The 13539-nt window shown below is 41.7% G+C and carries 11 protein-coding genes; 4 read left to right on the top strand and 7 right to left on the bottom strand.

Features of this window, described 5'->3' with window-relative positions; all coding sequences use genetic code 11:
* Positions 1-158: 158 nt before the first annotated feature.
* Both galE and PJIAN_RS05130 read right to left on the bottom strand, forming a co-directional pair.
* Positions 159-1187, bottom strand: coding sequence for a UDP-glucose 4-epimerase GalE (gene galE / locus PJIAN_RS05135; protein ID WP_068702779.1), 1029 nt, complete (start codon positions 1185-1187; stop codon positions 159-161).
* A gap of 72 nt (positions 1188-1259) precedes the next feature.
* A complete protein-coding gene (locus PJIAN_RS05130; RefSeq protein ID WP_068702623.1) occupies positions 1260-2168 on the bottom strand; it encodes a nucleotidyltransferase family protein in 909 nt (302 codons plus the stop codon).
* Between the two features lie 302 nt (positions 2169-2470).
* Between PJIAN_RS05130 and PJIAN_RS05125 the strand changes: the two genes are divergently transcribed.
* Positions 2471-4219 carry a phospho-sugar mutase gene (locus PJIAN_RS05125; protein ID WP_068702622.1) on the top strand — a complete coding sequence of 583 codons (1749 nt, stop codon included), beginning with the start codon at positions 2471-2473 and terminating at the stop codon, positions 4217-4219.
* A gap of 119 nt (positions 4220-4338) precedes the next feature.
* On the opposite strand, the gene PJIAN_RS05120 is transcribed toward PJIAN_RS05125, so the two are convergent.
* From PJIAN_RS05120 to PJIAN_RS05105, 4 genes are all read right to left on the bottom strand, one after another.
* Positions 4339-5115, bottom strand: a complete 777-nt coding sequence (locus PJIAN_RS05120; protein ID WP_068702620.1) for a patatin-like phospholipase family protein — start codon at positions 5113-5115, stop codon at positions 4339-4341.
* 57 nt (positions 5116-5172) lie between these two features.
* On the bottom strand, positions 5173-6165 hold the full coding sequence (gene trxB / locus PJIAN_RS05115) for a thioredoxin-disulfide reductase (RefSeq protein WP_084252279.1): 993 nt from the start codon (positions 6163-6165) through the stop codon (positions 5173-5175).
* A 96-nt stretch (positions 6166-6261) separates the two neighbouring features.
* Positions 6262-7173 carry an MlaD family protein gene (locus PJIAN_RS05110; RefSeq protein WP_068702618.1) on the bottom strand — a complete coding sequence of 304 codons (912 nt, stop codon included), beginning with the start codon at positions 7171-7173 and terminating at the stop codon, positions 6262-6264.
* A 38-nt stretch (positions 7174-7211) separates the two neighbouring features.
* Positions 7212-8465, bottom strand: coding sequence for an N-acetylmuramoyl-L-alanine amidase family protein (locus PJIAN_RS05105; protein WP_068702616.1), 1254 nt, complete (start codon positions 8463-8465; stop codon positions 7212-7214).
* A 114-nt stretch (positions 8466-8579) separates the two neighbouring features.
* Here PJIAN_RS05105 and PJIAN_RS05100 point away from each other — a divergent pair, with 114 nt between their 5' ends.
* The 3 genes from PJIAN_RS05100 to PJIAN_RS05090 all read left to right on the top strand — a co-directional run bounded on the left by PJIAN_RS05100 (position 8580) and on the right by PJIAN_RS05090 (position 11417).
* Complete coding sequence (locus PJIAN_RS05100; RefSeq protein WP_068702614.1) at positions 8580-9479, top strand: LysR substrate-binding domain-containing protein; 900 nt, start codon at positions 8580-8582, stop codon at positions 9477-9479.
* Between the two features lie 143 nt (positions 9480-9622).
* On the top strand, positions 9623-9988 hold the full coding sequence (locus PJIAN_RS05095) for a BlaI/MecI/CopY family transcriptional regulator (RefSeq protein WP_068702768.1): 366 nt from the start codon (positions 9623-9625) through the stop codon (positions 9986-9988).
* A 13-nt stretch (positions 9989-10001) separates the two neighbouring features.
* Complete coding sequence (locus PJIAN_RS05090) at positions 10002-11417, top strand: M56 family metallopeptidase (RefSeq protein ID WP_084252266.1); 1416 nt, start codon at positions 10002-10004, stop codon at positions 11415-11417.
* Positions 11418-11729: 312 nt separating this feature from the next.
* Here the strand turns inward: PJIAN_RS05090 and PJIAN_RS05085 are convergent, their stop codons facing one another.
* Positions 11730-13319, bottom strand: a complete 1590-nt coding sequence (locus PJIAN_RS05085; protein WP_172795569.1) for a helix-turn-helix domain-containing protein — start codon at positions 13317-13319, stop codon at positions 11730-11732.
* Between the last annotated feature and the right edge of the window lie 220 nt (positions 13320-13539).

The following is a 13539-nucleotide window of genomic DNA, read 5'->3' as shown; positions in this document are numbered from 1 at the left end:
TGCATCCCAAAATGCCCACATTTTTTATTGTTAGAACATCAAAAAAAGGGAAGGAATAAGAGATTTGTGCTTGCAAAAACAATAAAAGCCTCCTGCTTTTTTGTAAAGCAAGAGGCTTTTTAGTCATTTTCGCCCAATATAAGGACAGAATATAGTTGCTATTTCCGCTTTTCGGCCAAATGTTTTTCCCACTTCCAGGCTGATTTTAGCGTATCTTCGACAGTTTCCTGCGCTTTCCACCCCAAAACATTATTCGCTTTGTCGGGATTTGCCCATACTTGTTCAATATCTCCATCCCGACGATTCACTATTTTATAAGGAACTTCCACCTGATTTACCTCCTGGAATATTTTCAGGAGCTCCAAAACGGATAATCCCCGGCCCGTTCCAAGATTAAAGGTTTCGAGACGAGTCTTGCTTTTCTGCTCGATCATACGTTTCATTGCCACTACGTGCGCTTTTGCCAAATCTACTACATTTATATAGTCACGAATGCATGAACCGTCCGGTGTATTATAATCATCGCCGAAAACACTTAATTGTTTGCGCAACCCGATGGCCGTTTGAGTAACAAAAGGAACAAGATTATTTGGGACTCCATTAGGCAATTCCCCAATCAAGGCTGATGGATGCGCACCTATCGGATTGAAATATCTCAATAAGATACTGCGAAGACCCGCATTGGCATGAAGTGTATCACGAATAATCTCTTCACAGATCTGTTTCGTATTACCATAAGGAGACAATGCCGGCTTAATAGGAGCAGTTTCGCTTACCGGAAGTTTATCCGGTTGCCCATAAACGGTACATGAAGAAGAGAAAACAATATTCTTAATTCCATGAAGTGGCATCAATTCGAGAAGATTCATCAGGGAAACCAAATTGTTCCTATAATAAAGGAGAGGTTTTTCCACCGATTCGCCAACAGCTTTGCTTGCCGCAAAATGAATAATAGCCTCTACGCCTTCGTTCTTTGACAATAAACGATCAAGGCCAACATAGTCGAGGCAATCAAGGTTCTCAAATTGAGGACGTATTCGCGTGATAGCTTCGATTCCGTTCAAAACTTCTACGTTAGAGTTGGAAAGGTTATCTATTATCAACACTTCGTAGCCGGCTTGCTGCAGTTCAACCACCGTATGTGAACCGATATACCCGGTTCCTCCCGTTACAATTACTTTTCCCATTTCTATTTGAATTGAAAAAGGCATATAAACACAATTGGTTTTTATGCCTTCTTATATATTATATGTATATGCTTATTTCTTCCACAAAGATTGAGGATAAACCCCTTCTTTAATCAGCTGATTAATTTTCAGAACCACCTGTGGACGATCGTTTGCATAAGTAACTCCAAACCATTTCGATGGAGTATCCAAAACCTTACATGTGGCCTTTCCTTCAACAATCAGCTCATTTACTACAGTTGGAATATAGAATTCAGATTTCAGTTCCTGGCCTTTTGACTGGAGAAAGTTTTTAAAGCTCTCTTCCGAATAGTTGAAATAGTCAGGTGTAAAACCCCACATATTCATCGATACGGGAGTATTGAACTCCAGTTTATTTTCCAAGCCCTTTTCGTCAAGGAAAACAATTGTACCTCCTTTTTCTTCGATACTGGTTCTTTCCACAACCGATGTCAGGTATCCATCAGCATCTGTAGTACAAACACCTCGACTAACAGAACCACTTTCTGAAAGAGTATTTCCAACACGATAACCAACCATACAGTATTCGTTCTGCTTGTTTTCAACACTCATCAGGAATTGATACAAAATCTCAAATGATTCCTTACCATAAAAGTCATCGGCATTGATTACCGCAAAAGGCTCTTTAATGGCATCCTTTCCCATCAGGAGAGCATGGTTGGTACCCCACGGTTTTTCGCGGTCCTTATTATAGCTCATTCCTTCGGGAACATAATCGATTTCCTGAAATACAACTTCAACCGGAACGATATTACGATATTTAGCAATAATTTGTTCCGTAAAGTCTTTTTCGAAACTATGACGAATAACGAAAACAATTTTCCCAAAACCGGCACGCACGGCATCAAAAACCGAATAATCCATGATAGTTTCGCCATTAGGTCCTAATCCGTCTAATTGTTTTAGACCTCCGTAGCGGCTACCCATACCTGCAGCCAGTAAAAACAATGTTGGTTTCATTTGTAAATAATTTGTTCTTTAATTGTCAACCAGTGCAACCAAGCAAGGAGACCAAAATCGGGTTTATATCACATTTTACTAAATATGAATTTTCACCTATTCAAGCTTCTCCCACATTTCAAAGCAGTTATAGATGTGTTTGTCTCTAATATGCCTCAAAGGTTGTTATTGCAAATATACAAAATTGTAACAGAACCCGAGACTCCTGCACAATTTTTTAATCATAAAAATCAAAAGCGAATATTGTGAGAATTAGTTGTTTGTTGTATATTTAACCCGAAATTTTCAAAACAAATATGTAAATGGAAGACAAAGAATTACTCGCGATAGTTGAGAAAAAAGCCCAACAGTGGCTCACCGGCAACTATGACGAAGTTACCAAACAGGAAGTAGGAAAAATGTTAGCCTCTTCCGACAAAACAGATCTCATCGAAGCCTTTTATAAAGACCTTGAGTTTGGAACAGGCGGACTTCGCGGAATAATGGGTGTTGGCACTAACCGCATGAACATATACACTGTGGGTGCCGCAACACAAGGCTTGTCAAATTACCTGAAGAAAGAATTCGGTTCTTTACCCGAAATTAAAGTAGTGATCGGGCATGACTGTCGTAACAACAGTCGCAAGTTTGCCGAAATATCTGCCGATATATTTTCTACCAATGGCATCAAAGTATATCTTTTTGAAGATCTCCGCCCTACTCCGGAAGCATCTTTTGCCATCCGCCATTTGGGCTGCCAGAGCGGCATAATCATTACGGCCTCTCACAACCCGAAAGAATACAATGGATACAAGGCTTACTGGAACGACGGTGCACAAATGATTGCTCCGCATGATGTGAATGTGATTAAAGAGGTAGAGAATATCAAAAACGTCGACGAAATAAAATTCAAAGGAAATCCTGCTCTGATCGAAATTATCGGAGAAGAAATTGACAGCATTTACCTCGACAAAATCAAAACGATCTCTTTGTCTCCGGATTCTATTGCCCGCAACAAGGATTTGAAGATTGTCTATACTCCTATTCATGGCACCGGCGGTCAGTTAATCCCGCGCATGCTTGGCAAACTTGGATTTACTAACGTAATTCATGTTCCTGAACAAGATGTGATAAGCGGAGATTTTCCAACCGTTGTCTCTCCTAACCCTGAAGAACCGGCTGCTCTCGATATGGCGATTCAAAAGGCAAAAGCAGTGGATGCGGACATTGTAATGGCTTCCGACCCTGATGCTGATCGTCTGGGTATCGCAGTGAAGAACGACAAAGGAGAATGGATTTTGGTAAATGGTAACCAAACAGCTCTTGTTTTCATGTATTACCTGATTCGCCGCTGGAAAGAACTGGGCAAAATTACAGGTAGCGAATTTGCAGTAAAGACCATTGTAACAACTGAAATCATCAAAGAACTCGCCGAGAAGAATGGCGTTGAATGCTTTGACTGTTACACCGGATTTAAATGGATCGCTGCTGTGATTCGTGAGTTCGAAGGCAAACGCCAATATATCGGAGGCGGAGAAGAAAGTTATGGATTCCTTGCTCAGGATTTTGTTCGCGACAAAGATGCTATTTCTGCCTGTTCTCTAATGGCCGAGATTGCAGCCTGGGCAAAAGACAATGGCAAGACACTCTACGAAATGATTCAGGACATCTACCTCGAATATGGTTTTGGCAAAGAAAAAGGAATCTCTATTGTTCGCAAAGGCAAATCAGGAGCAGACGAAATCAAACAGATGATGAGCGATTTCCGGAGTAACCCGCCGAAAGAAATTGCCGGATCGCCGGTTGCCTTCATCAAAGATTACAAATCGCTGAAGCAAACTGACTGTGCCACTGGTACTGTTACAGATTTGGTAATGCCGGCTACCAGCGACGTATTGCAATACTTTACCGCCGACGGCACCAAAATTTCGGTAAGACCTTCGGGAACCGAGCCGAAAATCAAATTCTACGTCGAAGTACGCGGTACACTGAACAGTCGCGACGAATATGACGCCGTGAATGCTGCGGCCGAAGCAAAAGTAGATGCAGTGAAAAAATCGTTGGGAATCTGATTGATGCGATATTCCAGTAAAGACACACGGTCGTGTGTCTCGACAGGATGAATCAACACAAACAAACCGGCCTGTACAAAATGATTTGTACCGGTCGGTTTTGTATTTTACCAATTGTCCTATTTCTCCAGTTTGTTCCTGTGCTTGTCGAGAGCCCTCATTCCTGCCTCGTAACCAATCTCGAAAATATGGAGACTTTTCGAGGTATCAAACATTCCGAATTCGCGGGCTTTTGCCGGTTCTATAACCAAATCGCATATCTGCTTCTCCTCTACAGTGTTCGATTGTACGGTCAGGTGATAAGTTCGTTCGGCAATTTCGATAATGGAAGTGAGTGGCTTGACGGTCGTAATAGGATTGACATGTACCCCTATCAGTTTGTGGCAACGGGTGCGGATAGCTCGCGCGGGCAGGTTACAAAAGATTCCACCGTCGACATACTGCTTTCCATTCATCTCCACCGGATTCATCACAACGGGAATACTCGACGAGGCAACGATAACCTTCAGGAGCGGCCCGGAGCTAAAGTATGCCGGCTTGCCATCCGAAAAATCAGTGGCATTAATCACCAACGGCATCGGCAACTCCTCAAAAGTCTGAGCCCGAAGCATTCCACCTATAGCCCGATAGAAACGTGTTGAAGAGATAAACCCTTTTCGGGGAACCGCCACTTTGGCCAATTGAAGGAATTTCGATTCCTGAAAAAACAGTGCAATATCGCGGGGCGAATGGCCATCGGCATAAAGGGCCCCTACAATGGCACCGGCACTTACCCCCGCCATAATACCGGGCTTCAGGCCATGTTCTTCCATTGCCTGAAGTACCCCCAAATGTGCAATGGCTTTGATACCACCACCACTCAGCGCCATCCCGATTTCGTGCATCTTGTTTTGCATACAGTTCGAGCAAAGATATAAAAAAACGCCGGATGAAAATCAACCGGCGTTCGCAAATTATTTACAGGAGAGGTATCGCTCGGCTTCAATCGCCGCTTTGCAACCACTACCCGCGGCCGTGATAGCCTGCTTGTAAACCGGATCGGCCACATCGCCGGCGGCAAACACACCCGGAATCTTAGTAGCGGGAGAGTCTGGCAACGTAATGATATACCCGTTTTCATCCAGATCGAGATGCTCTTTGAAAATGCCTGTATTCGGTTGGTGACCGATGCCAAGGAAAAAACCGTCGATGGCAATCTTAACCTCTTCCTCTTCGGCTGTGCCGGGCTTTTTCACCAAGGTAGCACCCTGTACCACGCCTTCGCCAAACAGTCCTTTGGTAACATGCTCGAACAACACTTCAATATTCGGGGCATTCATCACCCGTTCACGCATGATAACAGAGGCACGAAGGAAAGGCTTGCGAACAATCAGGTACACTTTTGATGCAAGGTGAGAAAGATATAACGCTTCTTCGCAGGCAGTATCGCCACCACCTACTACAGCTACCGTCTTCTTGCGATAGAAGAAACCGTCGCAGGTTGCACAAGCCGACACACCCGAACCGGCATATTTTTGTTCGTCGGGTAAGCCAAGATATTTAGCCGATGCACCTGTAGCAATAATCACCGATTCTGCTTCAATCAGCTTTTCTCCGTCAATAGTTATTTTGTAAGGAGACGATGAAAGATCGGCTGCCGTAGCAGCTCCGTAACGGAGGTCAGCTCCAAAGCGAGCAGCCTGTTCGCGAAGGTCGGCCATCAGTTGATTGCCATCCACTCCGGAAGGATAACCGGGGAAATTTTCCACGTCAGTAGTCGTTGTCAACTGACCACCGGGCTGCATTCCCTCGTATAAAACAGGAGCCAGATTGGCGCGACCGGCATAAATAGCTGCCGTGTATCCGGCAGGTCCCGAACCGATGATAAGGCATCGTACTTGTTCGGCAGTTCCGGCTACAGGTTGTACCGGCGCCGGCTTATTGAGATTTAATGTTTGAAAATCCATGTTGTTCAATTTGAAGATTTGAAGATTTGAAAATTTGAAAATGAAATTTGCCACGAGATGGGCACATTGTCAAATTATCGCATTGTCAAATCGTTTTTATTTATCTTTCTTTCCAAAAACAGAAAAATGGACATAGCGTTTGGGGTGAGCCTTCAGGTCAACCATAAGATCATTAGCGCTACCAGTCATATTCGACAGGTTGACGTATAAGGTCTTATCATTAAGCAACATTCCTAAAGTTCCATCTTTACTATTCAGTTTACCGGTTGCCGACTCGAGGTTTGCCAGTGTATGATTGATGCTGGCAATAGTAGCTGCAAAGTTGGCATTCCGCAAGTTATCGCTCACTGAAGCAAAATTATCGGTGATTCTGTTGACCTTGGTCATAATCTGAGGAACATCTTTATGCATCATAGACTTCAACTGAGCAGATGTTTCATCCAGGTTGGCTGTAGTACGCTGTATAGAAGCCAAACTTTTACCGATTGCCGGATCGGATGCTACCTTATTTAAGTTGGTAACAAGAGAATCGAGCTTGGGTACAATTTTTTCCAGATTAGGAACAATCCCTGTTTTCAGAGTTTCCATCAAAGTAACCGGAACTGAAGATTCGATAATATCGCCTGAATGATAGTATGTTTCGGAAGCTGGCCCCAAAACCAGATTGACCTGCTTTCCTCCAACTAACCCTTCGTCAGCCAATTCAGCCCGTGTTCCTTTTGGAAGCTTCAAGTCTTTATTGATAGTCATGTACACCATAAAAGAGCTATCGCGGCTGAAGTCATACTGTATTTTATCAATCTGACCAACCTTATAGCCTTTAATGTAAACCGCGTTGGAAGGTACAAGGCCATCGACATTTTTGTAGATGGCAATATAGTAGTTTGTCGGGGAGAAAATATTGACTCCTTTAAGGTAATTCAATCCAAAAAAGAGCAAGCCGATAGCAATAATTACGATCAACCCGATACGCATCTCCCGGCTTTTTGATAAAAATTCTTTGTTCATAAAATGTATATTATCCTTGTATTATCGGCTCATAACCGCTATTGTTTCTTCTGTTTTCTCCATTGTTTGATGGCATCCTGCAATGGGACTTTCTGTCCGCCTCTAAATGCAACAATAAACGCATCAGGAAAGGTTTTCAGCAATTGTTTGAAGGAATTCACGACCTGATTATAATCGTCAGATTCTGCCGTCGTATATTTATAAGAGCTCTTTTCCTGATAAAAATCCACATCTTTCACTCCTTTGAGCTTCGGACTACTTTTACGCACCTTAGTCGGAGAGGTAAAGAATTGCACTTTAAATACCAAAGCATCAGCGCCGACAGTCTCCTGTGTTTCTTTTTGAGCCGTTATTATTTCCTGTTTAGGAGCTTCTTCTACGGTCTGTGGGGTGCTTTTTCTCTTCTTCTTTTTTGTTGTTCGTTTTTCTTCCGACTCTTGTCGTGTTGAATCTTGTTTAGCGGGTCGTTCGAGTCTTGCTGCGGAAACAGTATCTTCTCTATCTGCCGCCACTTGCAGTTTGCCGGAACGACGGTCGTTTTCATGTTTGAACTTGCCGAAAGCAGAAACTATTGACTCGGCCAAACGTTCCTGACCTGCTTCTGACGAAATGAACTCTTCCTCATTTTTATTGGAGATATACCCAACTTCGACGAGAACCGCAGGCATTGCGGTACGGTGCAATACCCAAAAACCAGCCTGACGAACTCCCCGATCAGAGCGGTTTGCCTTTTGTGCAAACTGAGTTTGAATGTCGGAGGCAAATTGAACACTACGGTCGATATATTTGTCCTGCATGTATTCAAACATGATGTAAGAGTCGGTCGAATTCGGGTTAAAACCCTGATAGCGTTGCTTATAGTTATCTTCTAACAAGATCACAGCATTTTCGCGACGCGCCACATTCATGTTTGCCTGAGATTTAGCCAAACCCAGCGTGTATGTCTCTGAACCTGAAGCTACCGGACTCGGAGATGAATTGGTGTGGATGCAAAGGAATAAATTTGAATGCGCATTATTAGCAATCGCCGCCCGCTCTTCCAAAGGAATAAACACATCTGTTTTTCTGGTATAAACAACCCTTACTTCCGGATACCGGCTTTCGATAATCTTGCCAACTTTCAACGCAACAGCCAGATTTATATTCTTTTCCTTCGCAAAAGAACCGATAGCACCGGGGTCTTTTCCTCCATGACCAGCATCAATTGTGACAGTAAAACCTGCAGCAAACACTGTGCCAAAGGACAATACAAAAGATAACAGACCGACAAATACTATGTGTAGCTTTCTCATTTTTGCACATCAGTTTTAAGCTACAAAAATAACAAATAAAATCCTGATACAAAAGTTGTATTTTTGTCCTTCATTCCTGCGATTGTACGCAAGATTCAAACAGACTTATTCAGTATGGATTACCGAGAAAAAGTATTCATGGCAGTAGCCGAACGGCTCAACATTACCAGAGCTGCCGAAAGCCTGTATATATCCCAACCTGCAGTGACAAAACACATTCACGAACTGGAGCAGAGAATAGGCATAGCTCTGCTTGTCAGAAAAGGCAACAAGATTTTTTTAACCCAGGCAGGAGAAATCTTATACAATCGGTTAGGGACAATTGAAAATCTGTATAACGAGCTCGATTTTGAACTAAGCTCTCTGAAAGGTGAAAGCGAAGGTTCGCTTCGTTTGGGCGCCAGTTCCACCATTGCTCAATATGTAATACCTGAACTTTTGGCAAAATTCCATAAACGCTATCCCAAAGTCACGCTTTCAATGGTGGCAGGAAATTCAAAACAAGTTGAATCCCTTTTAATTAATAATGAAATTGATGTTGCTTTAGTCGAAAATAGTTCCGGAATACAGGAATTAAGATATACTGCATTTGCAAAAGACGAGATTGTGGCTGTCACAGGCTCAAAAAGCATTTACGCTCAAAAGGACAGCATAAGTACTGCAGAACTAATGTCGGCCCCCATCATCCTGCGCGAGCAAGGCTCCGGCACTTTGGAAACCCTGATGCAGGCTTTCGCTCAAAACAACATTGATGGGTCATTGCTGCACGCTGCAGCATATCTGGGAGCCACCGAAGCTATTAAGCAATTTCTGGATTACTATGACAGCATTGCCTTCATATCAAGATTTGCCATACGAAAAGAGGTAAAAGCAAGATCTTTAAAAATCCTCCAGATTCCGGGTTTATCAATTTTCCGACAATTCCGCATTGCCGAACGAATAGGTCCCCAACTAACAGCACAGTCATTGTTTATCGATTTCCTTTTTAAGAACACTATCAAGGCCGGAATATAAATCCGAACTTCTCATTTATATGTTTGAAAATCAGCCAAAACAATAGCACTCATTGATATTGACTATAAATTTAGTCATTTTTAACTCCTAAAATTTGATGTGACTATATTTTTAGTCGTATGTTTGTAAAAACTAAATCTACTATGACACAACTAACAAAAGCAGAAGAACAAGTGATGCAAATCCTTTGGAGCCTGGGAGAAGGAATTGTTCAGGATGTCCGACAGGCCTTTCCGGACCCGAAGCCTTCACGAAATACGATTTCTACCGTTATACGCATTCTGGAACAAAAAGGATTTGTCGAACACAAGGCGTATGGAAGAACGTACCTGTACTTCCCCAAAGTAGCGAAAGCAGAATACACGAAGAAACAGATGTTCTCCATGATCCACAACTATTTTAACGGATCGTTTGCTTCCATGGCCTCTTTCTTTGTGAAAGAAAACGATTTATCGATGACTGAACTTGACGAATTACTGAGCCAGATTAAAAGAAACATAGACCACTAAAACACCTCTTACCATGAACCCACTATTCGATTATTTACTCAAATCTGTGCTTTGGCTGTGCTCTTTCTATGTGGTGTATCATTTCCTTCTCCGCAAAGAAACCTTCTGCAAATTCAACCGATTCTTTTTACTTACCGGCATATTTGCATCCTTAATAATGCCGTTGATAGTAGTCTATCATACAATTTACACTACCGTCAGTGTAGAGGATCCATTGCCCGTTATAGCAACAATACCGGCGATACAAGCAGAACCAACGATGTCGTTTCGGGAAGTCATTCAGAACACAGCCATCCTGTTGTATGGAGTCTGTCTTGCCTATTTCATCATCAGGACTGCGATCAATCTTACGCCCATCCTGAAAGAGATCAGGAAGCACCAAGGGAATGACGCATTGATACATAGCCGGACATTTTCCTCTCCCTTTTCTTTTGGCAAATACATCTTTATTCCGGAAAGTCTTTCGGAACAAGAACGCGAACTGATTCTTGCTCATGAATATACGCATACCAATGAATTACACTATTTGGATTTATGGGTGACAAAGGCCGTTTGTATTCTCCAGTTTTTTAATCCGATTGCATGGCTTTATGCAAAAGCGGTTCAGGAAAACTGTGAATTCATTGCAGATCATCAAACATTCCGGAACACAACGTTGAAAGACGAGTATCTCCAACTTCTCATAAAATACAGTGTAGGACATCATCTAAATCCGATCGCATTACACTTTTCTTTTCCATTAATCTTTAAACGCATTAAAATCATGAAACAAAAACAATCCAGCAAACTCGCGAGTTTGAAAAGCCTAATGGTCGTTCCATTGGCGGGCCTTATTATGGTTGGCTTTGCCCAGACCAAAATTGTCGAAACCAAGACGGTGGTTAAACAACAGAAAGCAAGCCAGCCGGCTGCATCTAAAACAAAAGTGAAACCGTCGACCACGCAATCAGAAAGCCCATCACAGCAAACAGATTCACAAAAAGCTACAAACCAAAAAGGTAATGAGACACAGCAAGCGGGACAAGATAAAAAAGGTGCAAATAGTGTCGACGAAGTAGTAGTCGTGGGATACGGCGCACCTGAAACCAATGATCAACAGACAAGCAAAAGATCTGACGAAGTATTTACTGTGGTAGAAGAGTTGCCAAAATTTGCGGATGGTCCTGTTCAGGCGTTTCTGGCAAAAAATATACGCTACCCAGTGGAAGCTCAAAAAAACAATATACAGGGTCGTGTAATCTGCCAGTTCATAGTAGAAACAGACGGATCAATCAGTAGCGTACAAGTTATCAGAAGTATCGACCCATTGCTTGATGCCGAAGCCTGCCGGGTATTATACACAATGCCCAAATGGATACCGGGAAAACAAAGAGGCCAAATTGTAAGAGTTAAATACACACTCCCCATTACTTTCAAGCTCAACAAGTAAAAACAGATATAAAAAAAGGTTGCCCATGGGCAACCTTTTTTATGTGCTGAAAAAAGAAGCGACATCACGTCGTCACTAGTTCCACTAACCAAAATCGACACAATACAGTCTTTTAACCACGAACGGAGTAAGTACAAAAAACTCCGAACAAAAACTGCACTGCATACTCAAATTTACCTCTTATGAAGATTGTAAACTTTGAGGAAACAAAAATAAGAATAAAAGAAAATTCGGGCAAATATTACAATTTTGATTTTATCAATCAGAAATTATAACAAACTGATATTCAGAATATCTATTTGTTTAAAAAATCTACAAAGACTGAGTAATATTTTTCCTAAACTGCACCGGAGTGAGGTGTGTTTGCTTCTTGAAAGCTTCAATAAAAGCAGAACTGGAGTTGAATCCGACCTGAGAGGCTATAATTGTAAGTTTGTATTGCGATGTCTTTTTTTGCGAGTCAGACAGCAATGAAATTGCTTCTTCTATGCGATATTTATTCACTAAATCGGTAAACCTGCCGAAGCGCTCATTAATAGCTTTTGAAAGATAATCCCTGTTCGTATTCAGTTCTTTCGAAGCTACATCCAACGAAATGTCACTTTGCGTGAATCTTTTCCCCTCTTCCAACCATTTTATGAGCTTTCCGTAAAGCAAATCCAACTTTTCGCTATCAGTTTCACTTTTGTTTTTTTTCTTAATCGTCGTATTCTGTTGCAAGAGAGCAGAATAATGCTTTCGTTCTTCCAGCATTTCCATATTCTTCTTTACCAAAGCTGCGTTTTTTTTCTTCATCAAACGAGAAGTGATAAATAACAATGTGATAATGATCAGAAGAACAAACATTATCTGTAACTCAATTACCAATTGTTTCTTACGGCTCTGCTGAAGCATCATAACCTTAAAAGACATACTATCCAATCCTGTCTTAGAATATTGATATGCTTTATTAAGATCTGACACGTACGAATTGGAACAATCTTTTAACTGCATGGCTGAATCAAGATAACAGTAAGCCAGATGATCGTTATGCAGTTTTTCATGCAAATGAGCCAAAACCTCATAGGCATTTTCCTGAAGCTGCATCTGTCCGCTATTTGCAACAAAATAAACAGCTTGTTGAGCATACTTCAATGCCTCGCTCATCTGACTCAACCCGGCATGTGCGTGAGATAAATCCAACGATGCGATAATACGCCCTCGTTGCGAACGATAATTTGGATAATAAGCCATTGCTTTTCGGAGATAACCGATTGCATTGTCAAATCGGTTACGATGAATTTCAATTTCACCGTAATTTGTAAGCGCCAAAGCAACCATGCTGTTGTTTTTCAACTCCAAGCTGTTTTGGTAAGCAAGAGATGCATATCGTAATGCGTTATCAAAATCTTTATCCTTTACATAAAAATCAATCCAATCAATGTACAAATAGAACAATTCTTCTTTATCATCCGACTTTTTTAATTCTGCTTCAGATCGTGTTAAGTGGGTTAGAGCCTCAGGTAGATTATCACTCCTAAAATAATAATGCGCAATAATACGCTCATTAACCCCAACACCTTTGTCCAATCCAACACGAGTGAAATGTTGAGACGACTGATCCATCCAGTCTATCGCCTGCTTGTAAGCTTTCGATTCCAAGCAAAGACGACCGAGAATGCGTTTATTCAGAGCGAGAGCCCTCTCTTCCGAAAAAGACCCACGGAGAGTTTGAGTAAGTTCTTTATATGCAGCCGAGTATTTCTCCATCCGAAAAGAAATAAGCCCCCTGATACTCATATACCAAAATTCCAGTCGCGGGTCGCTTTTGATCTCTTTTACAGTAATGCTGTTAATAATATGAGAAGCACTGTCAAGCTCTTTCATCTCGCAATAGGCCGCAGCTTTCAGAATCTGACACATAATTATATTCGTTTTATCCGGATTCTCAATTTCAATCTTTTTGACTTCCTCTAATACTTGCCGATTCTGATTCTCATTATAAAAAAGTTCTATTGTCTTATCAATCGTTGGGGAGAGTGTACTTTTCGGACTAATCAACAATTTATAAATGCCAAAGCCGCTTATCAAAATGAACACAAGAAGTACCACAAGAAGCTTTTGCACTTTCGTTTGCCGCATC

It is taken from the genome of Paludibacter jiangxiensis, assembly GCF_001618385.1.
In the GTDB taxonomy this organism is placed as follows: Bacteria; Bacteroidota; Bacteroidia; order Bacteroidales; family Paludibacteraceae; genus Microbacter; species Microbacter jiangxiensis.
This window is presented reverse-complemented; position numbering and strand designations above follow the sequence as displayed.

Excerpts from the sequence above, each read along its gene's own strand:
- PJIAN_RS05090 (WP_084252266.1), top strand. The coding sequence starts at position 10,002 with ATGAACCCACTATTCGATTATTTACTCAAATCTGTGCTTTGGCTGTGC.
- PJIAN_RS05110 (WP_068702618.1), bottom strand. The coding sequence starts at position 7,173 with ATGAACAAAGAATTTTTATCAAAAAGCCGGGAGATGCGTATCGGGTTG.
- PJIAN_RS05105 (WP_068702616.1), bottom strand. The coding sequence starts at position 8,465 with ATGAGAAAGCTACACATAGTATTTGTCGGTCTGTTATCTTTTGTATTG.
- PJIAN_RS05095 (WP_068702768.1), top strand. The coding sequence starts at position 9,623 with ATGACACAACTAACAAAAGCAGAAGAACAAGTGATGCAAATCCTTTGG.
- PJIAN_RS05120 (WP_068702620.1), bottom strand. The coding sequence starts at position 5,115 with ATGCAAAACAAGATGCACGAAATCGGGATGGCGCTGAGTGGTGGTGGT.
- PJIAN_RS05125 (WP_068702622.1), top strand. The coding sequence starts at position 2,471 with ATGGAAGACAAAGAATTACTCGCGATAGTTGAGAAAAAAGCCCAACAG.
- PJIAN_RS05085 (WP_172795569.1), bottom strand. The coding sequence starts at position 13,319 with ATGTGTCAGATTCTGAAAGCTGCGGCCTATTGCGAGATGAAAGAGCTT.
- PJIAN_RS05130 (WP_068702623.1), bottom strand. The coding sequence starts at position 2,168 with ATGAAACCAACATTGTTTTTACTGGCTGCAGGTATGGGTAGCCGCTAC.
- trxB (WP_084252279.1), bottom strand. The coding sequence starts at position 6,165 with ATGGATTTTCAAACATTAAATCTCAATAAGCCGGCGCCGGTACAACCT.
- galE (WP_068702779.1), bottom strand. The coding sequence starts at position 1,187 with ATGGGAAAAGTAATTGTAACGGGAGGAACCGGGTATATCGGTTCACAT.
- PJIAN_RS05100 (WP_068702614.1), top strand. The coding sequence starts at position 8,580 with ATGGATTACCGAGAAAAAGTATTCATGGCAGTAGCCGAACGGCTCAAC.